Source organism: Pasteurella oralis (genome assembly GCF_002850605.1).
In the GTDB taxonomy this organism is placed as follows: domain Bacteria; phylum Pseudomonadota; class Gammaproteobacteria; order Enterobacterales; family Pasteurellaceae; genus Pasteurella; species Pasteurella oralis.
Genome location: NZ_NXGB01000001.1, coordinates 331,895 through 346,874 on the forward strand (window position 1 = coordinate 331,895; position 14,980 = coordinate 346,874).

Genomic DNA, 14,980 nt, shown 5'->3' on the forward strand with positions numbered 1-14,980 from the left:
ATGGATAACAAGATGAAAAAAGCACTAAAACAACAAAAAATAGCAGTGTTATTAGGCGGAACCTCGGCGGAACGAGAAGTATCGTTAAATTCAGGCCAAGCGGTATTAAATGCGCTATTGAATCAGGGCTTTAATGCTCATCCAATCGATCCAAAAGAGTTCCCTGTTGCGACATTAAAAGAACAAGGTTTTGATCGCGTATTTAATATCTTACATGGCCGTGGTGGTGAAGATGGCACGATGCAAGGTCTATTAGAACAAATTGGTATTCCTTATACTGGTTGTGGCGTGATGGCATCTGCATTAACAATGGATAAAATGCGTACAAAAATGTTATGGAAAGCCTTTGGTTTGCCTGTGGCCGAGATGGAAATTGTGACGAAAAACAATGTATCAGAACTTAATCCAAGCGCTGTTGTCGAAAAATTAGGCTTGCCACTTATGGTAAAACCTTCGTTAGAGGGATCCAGTGTTGGGTTAACGAAGGTCAACACTGTTGGAGAATTGAAAAGTGCGGTAGATTTCGCACTTAAATATGATGAAACAGTGTTAATTGAAGAGTGGCTAGCGGGTGATGAATTGACCGTGCCTGTATTAGATAATGAAGTGTTGCCATCAATTCGTATTGTACCTGAAGGTGAATTTTATGATTATGAGGCAAAATATGTTTCAGATAATACACAATATTTTTGCCCGTCTGGTTTGAGTGAAGAACGAGAATTAAAATTAAAACAATTAGTTAAGCGTGCTTATGATGTTGTAGGTTGTCGTGGTTGGAGCCGTGTTGATGTTATGTTAGATAGCAAAGGCGAGTTCCGTTTAGTGGAAGTCAATACTAACCCAGGCATGACAAGCCATAGTTTGTTTCCTAAATCTGCAGCAACAGTTGGCTATTCTTTCGAACAATTAGTAGTCAGAATTTTGGAGTTGAGCGCTGAATGAAAGGCTTAAAACGTAAAACGACCCAAGGTATTAAAAAACCAAGTGATTCAAAAGCACTTCTGATTAAGAATGTGAAATTAGTTTGCTTGTTATTTTTTGCTGCGGTGTTTTTTTATGCTTATTCCAATTGGCAAAAATTGATGGAACGGTTAGATAATAAGCCAATTAGCGCGTTTATTCTTGCTGGTACGCCAGGTTTTACTACCTATGATGATATACGAGATGCTGTGTTGAAAATGGGTGAACTGAAAGGTTTTTTTGGGCAAGATATTGATGCAGTTCGTGAACAAATTGAAACGATGCCTTGGGTAAAAGGTGCTGTCGTACGCAAAATATGGCCTGATAAGTTAAGTATTACGTTGGCTGAATATACACCAATTGCCATTTGGAATGAGAGTGAATTTTTATCCAGCGATGGTTCTATCTTTCAGTTACCATTTGAAAAGTTAAATGATAAAAACTTACCGCACTTATCTGGACCTGACTATCAAAGTGCCAAAGTATTAGAGGCTTGGAATCAAGTTTATGCAAATCTAAAAGAAAAAGGTTTGGTTTTAAAAGCAGTTGCAATTGATGATCGTGGTGCATGGCAAATTGTACTTGATAATGATCTTGTATTAAAATTAGGCAGAGGTGAGTGGAAGGCAAAACTTGACCGTTTTGTCACAATTTATCCACAAATTGAAGTCCCAGAGAATAAGAAATTATCTTATGTTGATTTGAGATATCGTGTTGGTGCAGCAATTGGATTTTCAGATACTAACACAAATTAGTTTAGATAATATGAAGTGATAAAAAATGGCAAAAATTGTGGAATCAAAAATTATTGTTGGATTGGAGGTGGGCACCTCTAAAGTGGTTGCGTTAGTTGGAGAACTTTTACCTGATGGCGTAGTGAATATTTTAGGCGTAGGAAGTTGTCCAGCAAAGGGGATTGATAAAGGAAATATTACGGATTTGAATGCTGTTGTCACTTCAGTTCAGCGTGCTATTGAACTTGCCGAATCTGTCGCAGATTGTGAAATTATTAGTGTGACTTTAGCCATTACTGGTCAACATATTCAAAGTTGGAATGATAGCGGAGCAGCACCAATTGCAGATGGTGAAGTGACTCAAGAGGATATTGATGCTGCTTTGCATACGGCAAGCTCCATTAAAATGCCAGAAGGATTGGCGGTTTTACACCGTTTGCCACAAGAATATGCAGTTGATCAGCAAAAAAATATTAAAAATCCACTAGGATTCCAGGGTGGTCGTTTAACTTCAAATGTGCACTTAATTGCTTGTCACCAAGATTGGTTAAATAATTTACGTCAAGCGGTTGAACGTTGTAAGTTAAAAATTGATAAAGTGATTTTTTCAGGGATTGCAACGAGCCATTCTGTATTAACAGAAGATGAAAAAGATTTAGGTGTTTGCTTGATTGATTTTGGTGCAGGTACGATGGAAGTCATGGTTTATACCAATGGCTCTTTGCGTTTTAGTAAAGTCATTCCTTATGCAGGTAATCGTGTGACTGATGATATAGCATATGATTTAACTACTTCACGAGTAGAAGCAGAAAACATCAAAGTAAAATATGGCAGTGCAGTTAGCCCACCAAGACAAAATCCAGATGAGCAATTTGATGTGATGAGTATTGATGGCAGTGTAATTGAGCGTTGTTCGAAAGCACGTTTATCTATGGTGACTGCGGGACGCTATCGAGAAATTCTAGAACTAGTCAAAGAAGAGCTCATTCAGCTTAAATATGATTTAGAAAGTAAACAAATGAAATTTGAGCTCATTGCTGGTATTGTGATTACTGGTGGTGGGGCACAAATTAAAGATTTAAAAGAGTGTGCAACGGAAGTATTTGGGTTGCATGTACGTATTGGTAATCCATTAAATATTACAGGGGTAACTCACCTTGTTGAGAAAAAACCGCAATATTCTACTGTACTGGGTTTGTTACAATATGAATATAGCAGTAATGATGAAAGTCCGATGAATGATGCTTATAGTAATGAAAGTGGATTTTTTGGTTCTTTATGGTCGGGAATGAAAAAATTTGCAAAGAAAGTGGGTTCAGAATTTTGAGAATTCCAGTTTTTCATCTACAATAAGAAATATTTAGGTTTTAATAATGTGCTAGCAGAGAATTAGCATTGACGGAGAATGAATATGTTTGAACCAGTAGATTACGATCTTGGTGAAATGGACGGAGCTCTCATCAAAGTTGTGGGCGTCGGTGGCGGCGGTGGTAACGCTGTAAACCATATGGTAGCCAGTATGATTAAAAATGATATTGGTGGTACGCTATTAGACGAAGCTATAATGAATTCAGATGAACATGGCAAAATTATTTTTTATGCTGTGAATACTGATGCTCAAGCGTTACGCAAAAGCCAAGTTCAACAAACTGTACAGATTGGTGGTTCAACAACGAAAGGCTTAGGTGCAGGTGCAAATCCAAATGTTGGACGTAAAGCTGCAGAAGACGATCAAGAAGCTATTCGTGCAATGCTTGAAGGTGCTGATATGGTCTTTATTGCTGCTGGTATGGGTGGTGGTACAGGGACTGGTGCTGCTCCAATTGTTGCGCAGATTGCAAAAGAGCTTGGTATTTTAACCGTTGCTGTTGTTACTAAACCATTCTCATTTGAAGGCAAAAAGCGTATGTTGTTTGCTGAAATGGGGATTAAAGAACTTTCTAAACACGTCGATTCTCTAATTATTATTCCTAATGAACAATTAGCTAAAGCATTACCTAAAAATGCAACATTACTCCAAGCCTTCTCTGCTGCTAATGATGTGTTACGTAATTCAGTAACAGGTATTTCAGATATGATTACTTCACCAGGTTTAATCAACGTGGACTTTGCAGACGTTCGTACCGTTATGTCTGAAATGGGACAAGCTATGATTGGCTTTGGTTCTTGTAAAGGTCCTGCTGGTGAAGGTCGTGCAGAAGATGCGACACGCATTGCAGTAAAAAGTGATTTATTAGAACGTGTCGATCTTTCTGGTGCGAAAGGTGTGTTAGTCAATATCACCTCTGGTATGGATCTTGGTTTAGACGAGTTTAATGTAGTTGGTCAAACTGTAGCTGAGTTTGCTTCTGAAGAAGCAACGGTTGTAATTGGAACAACATTAGTACCAGAAATGGTAGATGAAATTCGTGTAACTATTGTAGCAACAGGTATTGGTGATATTGAAGGACCAGAAATGCCGCAAATGCATCGTCAACAACCTATTCAACATACTACTGCTGGCGAATCAAGACCATTACAACCTGCTAATTTAAGTAGTCATCCAGCAGCGACACAGGGCTATGGGGCACAACCAAACCATGTTCCACCACGCCCAACAGATTTGACTAAAACAAGTATTTTGGACACACCAATTACTGCGCGTCCAACGAATAACTTGCAAAAAGATGAAAATTTGTTTAATGTACAAAATTTCATCCGTAATACAGATAAATAATTTGCAATTAATCTTGTTGTACACACAATAAGTTAAGAGAAGAATATGATTAAACAGAGAACATTAAAACAAAGCATTAAAGTAACTGGTGTGGGGTTGCATAGTGGTAATAAAGTCACATTGACTTTACGCCCTGCGATGCCAAACACAGGGGTGATTTATTGTCGTACAGATTTAAATCCACCGGTCACTTTTCCTGCAAATGCTAATGCAGTGCGTGATACCATGCTTTGTACTTGTTTAGTAAATGAAGAAGGTGTGCGTATTTCGACAGTTGAACACTTAAATGCAGCACTTGCTGGTTTAGGGATTGATAACGTCATTATTGAAGTTGATGCACCAGAAATTCCAATTATGGATGGTAGTGCAAGTCCGTTTATCTACCTTTTACTTGATGCTGGTATTGAAGAGCAAAATGCAGCGAAGAAATTTATTCGTGTAAAACAAAAAGTACGTGTAGAAGACGGTGATAAATGGGCTGAATTTACGCCATATAATGGTTTTCACTTAGATTTCACGATTGATTTTGAACATCCTGCAATTGGTAAAGATGTTCGTAACTATGTTATGGATTTTTCAGCACAGGCTTTTGTTCAACAAATTAGCCGTGCAAGAACGTTTGGTTTTATGAAAGATATTGAATATCTTCAGTCGCAAGGTCTTGCATTAGGTGGTAGTTTAGATAATGCGATTGTATTAGATGATTACCGTATTTTGAATGAAGATGGCTTACGTTTTAAAGATGAATTAGTTCGCCATAAAATGTTGGATGCTATCGGTGATTTATATATGGCTGGTTATAATATTATTGGTGATTTTAAAGCTTATAAATCAGGTCATGGCTTAAATAACAAATTGTTAAGAGCGGTGTTAGAGAATCAAGATGCTTGGGAGTTCGTTACTTTTGAAGACAAGCAAACTGTGCCGCAAGGTTATGCCGCACCAACGCAAGTGTTGATTTAATTCGCTTATTTTGATGAAAAAGCTATACTTTTAACCGAGTATAGCTTTTTTATTTTCTCGTATATTTAGCTGTTAAGATCAGCTCAGTATTAAGTATATTGCTGACAAGGAATTTGAAGCTTAATTAGAACTAAAACACTATTGCTAGTGCTAACGTGTTAAAATTTGCGAAAAATTGACCGCACTTTAAATATCGTGTGAGTACTATTTCATCAAAAGGAGAATGAGTATGCTTAATTTTACATTCCAATTACCTACATTAGCGATGTTTGGTAAAGGTCAAATTCAGGCTATCAATAAGCACATTCCGCGAAATGCTCGTATTCTAGTTACTACAGGTGGTGGTAGTGTGAGGAAAAATGGTGTATTTGCACAGGTTGAACAAGCATTAGATGGTTTTCATTGGGTTGAGTTTTCTGGTATTGAGCCAAATCCAACTTATGAAACTTTGATGAATGCCGTTGCACTGGTTAAGCAAGAAAACTTAGATTTTATTCTGGCTGTGGGAGGTGGTTCTGTATTAGATGGTAGCAAGTTTATTGCTAGTGCGGTTCACTTTAATGGGGAAGCTTGGGATATTTTGGCAAAACATGCACGAATTGAACGTGCTTTACCGATTGGTGTTATCATGACATTGCCTGCGACTGGCTCAGAAATGAATAGCTATGCGGTAATTAGCCGTAAACAAACCGCTGAAAAATTATCTTTTGCTTCGCGTTTGATTCGCCCACAATTTGCTGTACTTGATCCCACCACGACTTATTCTTTACCTGCTCGACAAACTGCAAATGGGGTAGTAGATGCCTTTGTACACACTTTTGAGCAGTATATGACATATCCTGTTAATGCAAAAATTCAAGATCGTTTTGCAGAAGGGGTATTCCAAACCTTAATTGAAGAAGGACCAAAAGCACTGGTTAATCCAACAGATTATGATGTAAAAGCAAATATTATGTGGTCAGCAACGATGGCATTAAATGATATTTTAGGTGTTGGTGTACCGCAAGATTGGGCATCCCATGCCATTGGACACGAACTGACCGCACAATATGGCTTAGATCATGCTCAAACATTAGCTGTCATTGTCCCTGCTTTAATGGCATATCAAAAAGCACATAAACGTGAAAAATTAATTCAATTCGCACAACGTGTGTGGGGCTATCAAGGTCAGGATCAAGATGAAGCTGTACAAGTTGCTATTGATAAAACCCGCTACTTCTTTGAACAAATGGGGGTTAAAACACGTTTTCGTGATTATGCTATTGATGACAGCCAATTTTCTGTTATTTTAGATAAATTAATTAAACATCAAGGTAGTAACTTAGGTGAACATAAGAACTTAGATCGTCAGGCGATCAAGGAAATCTTATATGCCGCATTATAATACTTAGCGAAAGTGCGGTTAGTTTTTCCCGAGTTTTGATTTGATACAGGAAAGTCATATGTCTTTTGATTTAAGTGAAATTCGTCAGCAAATTACACAAATTGATCGTAATTTGTTGAAATTATTATCTGAGCGCCATCGTTTGGCTTTTGATGTTGCACGCAGTAAAGAAGTCAGCCAAAAGCCATTACGTGATTTGGAGCGCGAACAACAGTTATTACAGGAATTAATTCAATTCGCACAAACGCAGAATTATCAGCTTGAAGCGCAATATATTACTCAAATTTTTCAACGGATCATTGAAGATTCTGTCGCTACACAGCAAGTCTATTTACAGAAAAAATTAAATGAGCAGCGCGAGCAAAATATTCATATTGCGTTCTTAGGTAAACGAGGTTCTTATTCGCATTTGGCAGCTCGTAATTATGCCACGCGATATCAGGAACAGTTAGTCGAATTAAGTTGTAGTACCTTTGATGAGATTTTTGCCAAAGTGAGTCAAGGGGAGGCTGATTATGGTGTATTACCTTTAGAAAATACGACTTCAGGCGCGATTAATGAAGTCTATGATTTGTTACAACATACTGATTTATCCTTAGTTGGCGAGCTAGCATATCCTATTCGTCATTGTGTATTAGTGAATGAGCAAGAGGATTTTAGCCAAATTGATACGCTATATAGCCATCCCCAAGTAATCCAGCAATGTAGCCAATTTATTAAAAGCTTAGATCGTGTTCATATTGAATATTGTGAAAGCAGCTCTCATGCAATGCAACTCGTAGCGAGTTTAAATAAACCCAATATTGCTGCATTGGGTAATGAAGATGGTGGGCTTTTATATGGATTGAAAGTACTAAAAACCGATATTGCGAATCAATCAAATAATATTACGCGCTTTATTGTTGTTGCCAAGACAGCATTAAAAGTATCGCCTCAAATTCATACTAAAACGTTACTTTTGATGAGTACTGCACAAAGAGCAGGGGCATTGGTTGATGCTTTGTTAGTCTTTAAAAGGCATCAAATTAATATGACTAAATTAGAATCGCGTCCTATTTATGGTAAACCTTGGGAGGAGATGTTTTATTTAGAAATCGAAGCGAATATTCATAATCCTGAAACACAACAAGCGCTTGAAGAGCTTAAACAATACAGTAACTATTTAAAAGTATTAGGTTGCTATCCAAGTGAAATTATCAAACCCGTTGAACTTGAGGTATAACATATCTTTTTTGTGATGTATTTATTTCTTTAAAAGTCAAAAAGTTTAAGTATTGAAGGAGATTGAATCTTGATAAAGAGCAATTTCCTTTTTTATTTAGGTATTAAATGTCGTAATGGAACGATTGATTGGATTATGATGAATACCATCAGACTAAGAGTGGTTCTTTAATAAGCAAAACGAAACAAACAAGTTATGATGTTATTAATACAGCTATTCATCAAGGCAGCCAGTTTGCAGCGCAAAATATTGTGTTACAGGCAGGTAATCAGTTGAATAGTACTGGATTGAAAACAAGCGCCAAACAGATTCAAGCTGACGCGAAGGCGATTGAATTAGGCACAGTCACAGATGATCGTGCGGAAACCCATTGGTCACAACGAAGTAAATGAGGCTTAGTTGGTAGTGCCAAAGGTGGCGTGGCTGTGAGGCATTAGCGTCTAAAAGGCGAGCATAATAGTAAAACATTTGATGAGAACGTGCAGGTCAGCCAATTTGCGACAGAAGGGGATATTCGTCTGAAAGCGAATGAGGCATTGACTTTAAATGCAGCGCAATTGCGAGCCGAGCAGGATATTTATTTAGAAAGTAAGACAGTTAATATCAATGTTGTTGATGAGGCATATCGTAGTCATGATAGCCACTACAGTCAAACTTTAGGCATTGGTATCGATATGGTATATAACTCTAAGGAAAATAAAATGTGGCATATTTATAAAGATGATCATTCTGATCTTAATTTTGCATTAGAATGTTTATATTGCGATGCAATATCTTTACAAGAATTTAAGGAATGGATTGAATTGGTTATTTTGTCTATGGATATTGATGATATTCCATATTATATCTATGATCTTTTAGATTTTGATGAGCCATTATTTCATATACCTAAAATTATTGGCTTTGATGTTATTAACCAACTTTCTAGTAATGATATATATAGTATTTATGGTATTGCTTATTTAAGGGGAAATAATATATATGAATCACCAATAAATAGAGAAGAAGCAATATTAATCCTAAAGGATAATTTTTCTGTAGCAAATAATTTTAAAAAGTTTTTTCCTTTTATTGAAATTAAATTTTCAGATAAGAACTATCTTGGATAAATCTTTGAGGAGCAGATCAAAGTGCGGTCAATTTTAGAAAAGTATTAAAAGTTGTGAAAACTTGACTGCACTTTATTGGATGAGAGTTAGAATTGATAGGTGGCACCTAAGTTTATAAGTTCATTGTCTTTTTTACTGCCTTGAGTAGATAAGTTATAACCTACTTGTAAACTCAAACCATCTCGTAATGCATAAGAGGCACCCAATCCAAACCAAGAGATATGTTTATTTTGCGTCACACCATGAATATGTATTGTGTCTGCAAAGCCTGTGAATTTGGCATCAAACCCAAAATCATTATCTTTTGGTGTATATGCGTGGCTGAAACTGGTATTGAGAGTCAGCTTGTCGAATGTCATCTTCGTTCTCATACCAAGAATAACGGAATTCATGTGGTAAGTTTTTGCTTTGGCATCAATGCCAAAGGCGACATTTTCTTTAAAACTGCCTCGATTTATAGTATGGAAAGCATTTGCAATAAAAGGATTGATTTTGGTTTTAGCAAAATAGACATTAGTGCCTAATTCAGTATAGAAGTTATAAATTTTACTGTTAAATTTGCTCTCTACTTGTTTATCAATAACAACCCTATTTACATTATTGGTGGCATAGTTAAAGCCAGCAATTGTTGCTAAATAAAAGTTGTTAATATGATAAGCACCGTAGAGGGAAGCCGTTGTGCTTTTAGTTTTGCTTTTACCCGCCTCGTGATTAAACTCAGTATTAGTGGTGCTTTGATTTAGGGCAAGTCCCAATGTCAATGTCTCTGATATTTTGTTGTCAAAACCGATTTGTGAGCCAGTTGTTTTAGCATTAGCGCTTGCATACCCTTTTTGGTGAATCTTGCTATGTGCATAAATGCCATCTAACCAAAATCCATTTTTTGTGCTGTCATTGACAGACATAACACGCTGGCTTAAGGCTTGATTGGTGACTAGGTTTTGATTGATGATAGCCTGTTGGCTAGACGCATAAATTTCTCCTGAAAGCGAGTCGATAATTGCTGGTAACTGAGCTTTATCTACTTGCAATAGGCTTGCTGCAGCTGGACTAAAAGGATGATATTTATCACTACTTGCAAGCGTATCCAGTACTTTATCTATATTGCTCGCTGTTTGTATTGCGCTTTTAGGCGTGTAGTTTATTGTTTCAAGGACATAAGCGGTTGAGTTTCTCTTATATTTTACGTTTATCTCTTTATTTTCTTTGACGTAAAATTGAGAAATATCGATGTAATTGTTTATTTTATTCGCTTTTGCATAAGTGATATTTTGATGGTTTGAGATCGACTGCGCAGAAATGATTGTTCTCTCTTTTTCATTTTGACTTGGTATCCCATTAGGATTTGAAGTTAATGACGCTATTTCTTTTACATCAGCAACGATTTTACTTGAACCACCTAGATCCATAGTACCAGTCACTTCTAGTTTCGATTTATCTATATCAATTACGATTCTAGAATTGGCATTGCCTATATAGTTGCCATTTATAGTTAATCCTTCCCCATACACACTGAGCGAGCCATTATTTTTTACGGTGTAGTGTTGTGTATTTTCATTTTTTCCAAGAACGACTTTTTGGTTTTGGTTGTTATATTTTTTAGTATCAAATTCAGCTAAAAGCGTGCCACCTTGATTGATGATGACTTCAGATGTTAATGAGTGGCCTATACCTAATACACCACTATCAACAATGGTTTTACCTTGATATTGATTTTTACCATTTAGGTATAGGGTACCGCTACCTTGTTTTAATATACCTGCATCACCTTTAATGTCATTACTCCAAGTAAGTTTTTCTTTATCTTGGTAATGTCTAAAATCGAAATTGACCACTAATAGATCTTTACTGCTATTTTTACCTGAAATATTTATATTTTTCTCGAATTTATCATCATTTAATAATTTTGCATCTTTATTAGTCAGCAATCGTTTATCAAACAGTGCAGGTCCTTTTAAAGCCCGTCTTTCATTTAAAAGACCCCAACCAAATTTAGCTTCGGGATTTGTTGTTGGTTCACCGCATTCTCTCATATTCTCATTTTGGCATTCACCGTCTTGACCTTTTAAGAATGTGTCCGGTTTATCCGCAGTAGATAATATGCTGACGACGACTAAGTGATGATCCATCCAAGGAAATTTTGTCCATACATTCGCGGTTGCAGCAGTGACTCTCGGCGTTGCAAATGAAGTTCCTGTTGTAGGGACATTTTTGTATGAGTTGCTTTCTTGTGCTTTTAATAAAAACCTATAGGTTCCTTGCGCTGCAATGCCCCAAGTTTTTGCACTTTCACCTATGTAGTTAGAAGCGCTGTTTCTTCCGTATCTTTTTCGCTCAGTAGTTCCTTTGATTCCTTGGCTATAATCCGCCTCAGCAACACTTATCCAACCATTTCTTGCATCATCATCTATCATTGGATAGACAGAATCTGGGGTACCGTGATTTTGATTTTCATTGCCAGCGACCCATACAAAGATGCTATCTTCTTTAGCATATTTTACTATATTGCCGATAGGCTTTATTGGATATTCATGGACAAGTGCATCTGCACCATAAGAGTTATTAAAAATTCTTATGCCTTTATTGTGTGCTGTATCATAGTCATGGCTTCGTATTCTGAAGATTTCATTTGTATCATGGTATGCGTTATAAGCATCTATTATTGCGGTTTTGTTATATCGATTAATTACTGCGGCGACCATTGTGCCATGAGAATATGGCGTTAAAGTTAAGGCAGGATTTTGGTTATTTGTTTGTAATCTTAACTTACCCTTTTCATCTTTAAAGCTATCACTTAGGGAGTAGGAGGTATCTATTACGGCAATATTTTTCACTTTGTTTTCATCATCAATATATTGCATGTCCTTGGTTAAGGATAATGTGCCAGATGAATGGATATTGTGAGTTGCACTATTAGATTGTTCATCTTTATTATGTGGTGTAGGTCGCGGTGCCTGTGGATCGTTTTCAGACGATTTAGGCGCGTCTGGGCTTATAAGGAGATCTGGAGAATTTGGGGTAGAAGATGGTGGTGGATTATGAAGATGAGGATTCTCATTATTTTTATCCATTGGCGGTATTGGCAAATCCAAATTAGGTGCAGGCGCGACGTTTGAATTAGATTCCTTGTCTAAATCTAAATTCATACTGTCTAAGCCTATATTTTCTGATTGATCAGTATTAGGTAATGAAGAATGATTATTTGTTGATGAATCATGATGATTAATTGGCGGTGGAGGATTGGTACCGCCACCACCACCTCCACAAGAGGCAAAAAAGAGCGATAACGTCGGTATGATAATTTTTGATATTTTTGTTTCATAATTGGTTATTTTCTGAGATTGTTTAAAGTAATCATATAATTAGAATTTATCATCAGTTTTTTAGCAAATTAATAAAATTACCTGTTTAAAATTTAGGCTGATATTGACTGGTTGTGATGCTGTGTTAACGTATTGTTAACTATTTTATTATGACGAATAATATAAATGTGAATATAGCTAGTTAAAAATACATTATTGTAAATTTAAAGTATGCTTTTTTATTTGTTATTTTATGTAAAAATATTTTATAAATAAAATTATATCTATTTTGATATTACAGTTAATTGTTTAGTAAACTCATTACCGTTTTGCTTAATTTATCGTATTTTTAATATTTAATTTAGACTATTTTTCATAATTAATTAAGTTCATGTTTTTTATTAAACCCTTATTTAAAAATAAAGAATAGAACGTGGGATTGCCCACGTTTTCTGTTTATAAAGCTTGGATTGATTCGCGTAGGATAAGCTCAGGTTGTAGAAGTAAAGTGCGGTGTGTTTCTGATGGATTTTTAATACGTTGTAGTAGTGTTTCTACCGCTAGTTTTCCTAGTTCTGCTTTAGGTTGGTTGATCGTGCTAAGTGGTGGAGACATATATTGGGCAAGGGTAATATTATCGTAACCAATAATTGAAATATCTTGAGGGATAATTAAACCTTGCCGCCATATAGTTTGATAAGCACCAAAAGCGATACTATCACTACAAGCAAAAACTGCTGTTGGGCGCGGGGTGAGAGCAAGGACTTTTTCCATACCAATCATCCCTCCTTCAAAGTCAAAATGGCTTTCAATGATAAATTCAGATTTTAATGGAATGTTAGCTTCGGCAAGGGCTTTTTTATAGCCATTAAGTCTGTTATGCGCGAGTGATTTTTTGAGATTACCGGTGATAATTGCAATTTGTTGATGCCCTTTTTCGATTAACGCTTTTGTTGCAAGATAACCGCCATATTCTGAATTTTCAAAGATTTTATCTGCGTCTTCTTCAGTTGGCCACCAGTCCATAATGACAAAAGGCAAATTTAAATTGAGGTCTTTCCCAATTTGAATACGGGAGTCAGAACACATTAATAATAAGCCATCAACTTGCTTTTGGATTAGCGTCTGTAGATTGTTACGCAAGCGATCGGTATTACCTTCAGTATTAGATAAGATCAGATTGTAATTATGTTGATTACAATATTGTTCAACGCCACTTACTACTTCTGTAAAAAAAGGGTTATTTGTTGCGGTCACCAGTAAACCGATGGTTTTGGTTTCTTTTACTTTGAGGCTGCGGGCGAGGGCAGAGGGCGTATAGTTGAGCTCTTGAACGACATTGAGCACTTTAGCTCGGATTTCATCGCTGACAAAACGTGAATTATTAATGACATGAGATACGGTGGAAGTTGATACTTGTGCTATCCTAGCGATGTCTTTCATTGTTGCCATAACGTCATTTTTCCTTGTTTTTTAAGTATCTTACTTTCTTTGCTCAAGCAAAGAAAGTAAGCAAAGAAATGCACTCCGATTAAACTGCTATTCTTCTCTTAAAGAAAATCTTTTTAACCAACAATTTCACAGTTGTTTCTTTCAAAAAATGCCTTCAAGTCCGAGCGGTTTATACGGGTAAATTGATAACTATGTATTACTTTTTAGAAAATTCAGTGTTTCTTCTCTCGTTGGGATTGAAGGTTGGGCACCTTGTCTGGTGACGCTAATTGCGGCGGCGGCATGGGCAAAGCGGATTGCTTCAGCAAGCGGCTTATCTTCTAATAATGCTGTCATTAAGGCACCATTGAACGTATCACCTGCGGCAGTTGTATCTTTGGCTTCAACACGGAAACCCGTAATGATTTGGTTAGTTTTTCCTTGGCTAACATAAACACCTTTTGAGCCGAGCGTGATCAAAACGGTTTCAATGCCTTTTTGATGGAAAACTTGTGCTGCTTGTTGTGCACTTTGTTCATCTACTACTTTGACACCCGTTAAAATTTCGGTTTCTGTTTCATTGGGAGTGATCATATCTAACAGAGTAAGTAGTTCATCTGGTAGCGCTTGGGCAGGTGCTGGGTTTAAGACAACTTGAGTATGAGATGATTTGGCTAATTTTGCCGCAGAAATGACCGCACTTAATGGGGTTTCAAGTTGCATTAATAAGGCGTCTGCTTGCATGATTTTATCGGCAAATGTATCAACGATGTCTTCATTTAAATAGGCATTTGCACCAGCAGAAATGACTATGCTGTTTTCTCCACTCGCTGCAACTTGAATCATTGCAATACCTGTCATTTCATTTTTGATTTCAACAACAGCATCAGTATTCATACCATCTTGTATAAATGTTTTCTTCATTGCTTGACCAATATCATCGTCACCAATACAAGCAATAAAATCAATATTGGCGCCTAAGCGTGCTGCAGCAACTGCTTGGTTCGCACCTTTACCGCCATAAGCAATATGATAGTGGCTACCGGTGAGGGTTTCGCCTGGTTTAGCAAAATGAGGCACGGAAATCACATGATCGGCATTGACACTGCCAAGAACGGTTAATTTTTTCATCTTCTTTTCGCTTATCTTTGTCTGTTAC

General features: G+C 36.7%; 11 protein-coding genes and 1 pseudogene. 9 read left to right on the forward strand and 3 right to left on the reverse strand.

All coding sequences use genetic code 11. The annotated features are described in order from the left end of the window. Positions 1-12: 12 nt before the first annotated feature. From C0975_RS01625 to C0975_RS11555, 9 genes and pseudogenes are all read left to right on the forward strand, one after another. Positions 13-942: a D-alanine--D-alanine ligase gene (locus C0975_RS01625; protein ID WP_101774653.1), complete on the forward strand. Its 930-nt coding sequence runs from the start codon at positions 13-15 to the stop codon at positions 940-942. After that, entirely contained in the window at positions 939-1,715 is a 777-nt protein-coding gene (locus tag C0975_RS01630; RefSeq protein WP_101774654.1) for a cell division protein FtsQ/DivIB, read from the forward strand. Before C0975_RS01625 ends, C0975_RS01630 begins: the two co-directional genes overlap by 4 nt. Before the next feature lie 25 nt (positions 1,716-1,740). Continuing rightward, positions 1,741-3,021, forward strand: a complete 1,281-nt coding sequence (gene ftsA, locus C0975_RS01635) for a cell division protein FtsA (RefSeq protein WP_101774655.1) — start codon at positions 1,741-1,743, stop codon at positions 3,019-3,021. Between the two features lie 84 nt (positions 3,022-3,105). After that, positions 3,106-4,410: a cell division protein FtsZ gene (ftsZ, locus tag C0975_RS01640; RefSeq protein ID WP_101774656.1), complete on the forward strand. Its 1,305-nt coding sequence runs from the start codon at positions 3,106-3,108 to the stop codon at positions 4,408-4,410. A 45-nt stretch (positions 4,411-4,455) separates the two neighbouring features. Then, positions 4,456-5,373, forward strand: coding sequence for a UDP-3-O-acyl-N-acetylglucosamine deacetylase (lpxC, locus tag C0975_RS01645; protein ID WP_101774657.1), 918 nt, complete (start codon positions 4,456-4,458; stop codon positions 5,371-5,373). A 229-nt stretch (positions 5,374-5,602) separates the two neighbouring features. Further along, positions 5,603-6,757: an iron-containing alcohol dehydrogenase gene (locus C0975_RS01650; RefSeq protein WP_101774658.1), complete on the forward strand. Its 1,155-nt coding sequence runs from the start codon at positions 5,603-5,605 to the stop codon at positions 6,755-6,757. A gap of 58 nt (positions 6,758-6,815) precedes the next feature. Next, a complete protein-coding gene (locus tag C0975_RS01655) occupies positions 6,816-7,979 on the forward strand; it encodes a chorismate mutase (RefSeq protein WP_101774659.1) in 1,164 nt (387 codons plus the stop codon). Between the two features lie 128 nt (positions 7,980-8,107). Beyond that, complete coding sequence (locus C0975_RS11550) at positions 8,108-8,371, forward strand: hypothetical protein (protein ID WP_245853273.1); 264 nt, start codon at positions 8,108-8,110, stop codon at positions 8,369-8,371. Between the two features lie 66 nt (positions 8,372-8,437). Beyond that, positions 8,438-9,088, forward strand: a pseudogene (locus C0975_RS11555) (hemagglutinin repeat-containing protein); the annotation flags it as partial. Between the two features lie 86 nt (positions 9,089-9,174). On the opposite strand, the gene C0975_RS01665 reads toward C0975_RS11555, so the two are convergent. From C0975_RS01665 to rbsK, 3 genes are all read right to left on the reverse strand, one after another. After that, entirely contained in the window at positions 9,175-12,234 is a 3,060-nt protein-coding gene (locus C0975_RS01665) for an autotransporter domain-containing protein (RefSeq protein ID WP_101774660.1), read from the reverse strand. 612 nt (positions 12,235-12,846) lie between these two features. Continuing rightward, on the reverse strand, positions 12,847-13,842 hold the full coding sequence (locus tag C0975_RS01670; protein ID WP_101774661.1) for a substrate-binding domain-containing protein: 996 nt from the start codon (positions 13,840-13,842) through the stop codon (positions 12,847-12,849). 189 nt (positions 13,843-14,031) lie between these two features. Then, on the reverse strand, positions 14,032-14,952 hold the full coding sequence (rbsK, locus tag C0975_RS01675) for a ribokinase (protein ID WP_101774662.1): 921 nt from the start codon (positions 14,950-14,952) through the stop codon (positions 14,032-14,034). Positions 14,953-14,980: the final 28 nt, after the last annotated feature.

What these genes read in the sequence shown, in the direction of transcription:
- ftsA (WP_101774655.1), top strand. Translation starts at nt 1,741, where the DNA reads ATGGCAAAAATTGTGGAATCAAAAATTATTGTTGGATTGGAGGTGGGC.
- rbsK (WP_101774662.1), bottom strand. Translation starts at nt 14,952, where the DNA reads ATGAAAAAATTAACCGTTCTTGGCAGTGTCAATGCCGATCATGTGATT.
- lpxC (WP_101774657.1), top strand. Translation starts at nt 4,456, where the DNA reads ATGATTAAACAGAGAACATTAAAACAAAGCATTAAAGTAACTGGTGTG.
- C0975_RS01670 (WP_101774661.1), bottom strand. Translation starts at nt 13,842, where the DNA reads ATGGCAACAATGAAAGACATCGCTAGGATAGCACAAGTATCAACTTCC.
- ftsZ (WP_101774656.1), top strand. Translation starts at nt 3,106, where the DNA reads ATGTTTGAACCAGTAGATTACGATCTTGGTGAAATGGACGGAGCTCTC.
- C0975_RS01665 (WP_101774660.1), bottom strand. Translation starts at nt 12,234, where the DNA reads ATGAATTTAGATTTAGACAAGGAATCTAATTCAAACGTCGCGCCTGCA.
- C0975_RS01655 (WP_101774659.1), top strand. Translation starts at nt 6,816, where the DNA reads ATGTCTTTTGATTTAAGTGAAATTCGTCAGCAAATTACACAAATTGAT.
- C0975_RS01630 (WP_101774654.1), top strand. Translation starts at nt 939, where the DNA reads ATGAAAGGCTTAAAACGTAAAACGACCCAAGGTATTAAAAAACCAAGT.
- C0975_RS01650 (WP_101774658.1), top strand. Translation starts at nt 5,603, where the DNA reads ATGCTTAATTTTACATTCCAATTACCTACATTAGCGATGTTTGGTAAA.
- C0975_RS01625 (WP_101774653.1), top strand. Translation starts at nt 13, where the DNA reads ATGAAAAAAGCACTAAAACAACAAAAAATAGCAGTGTTATTAGGCGGA.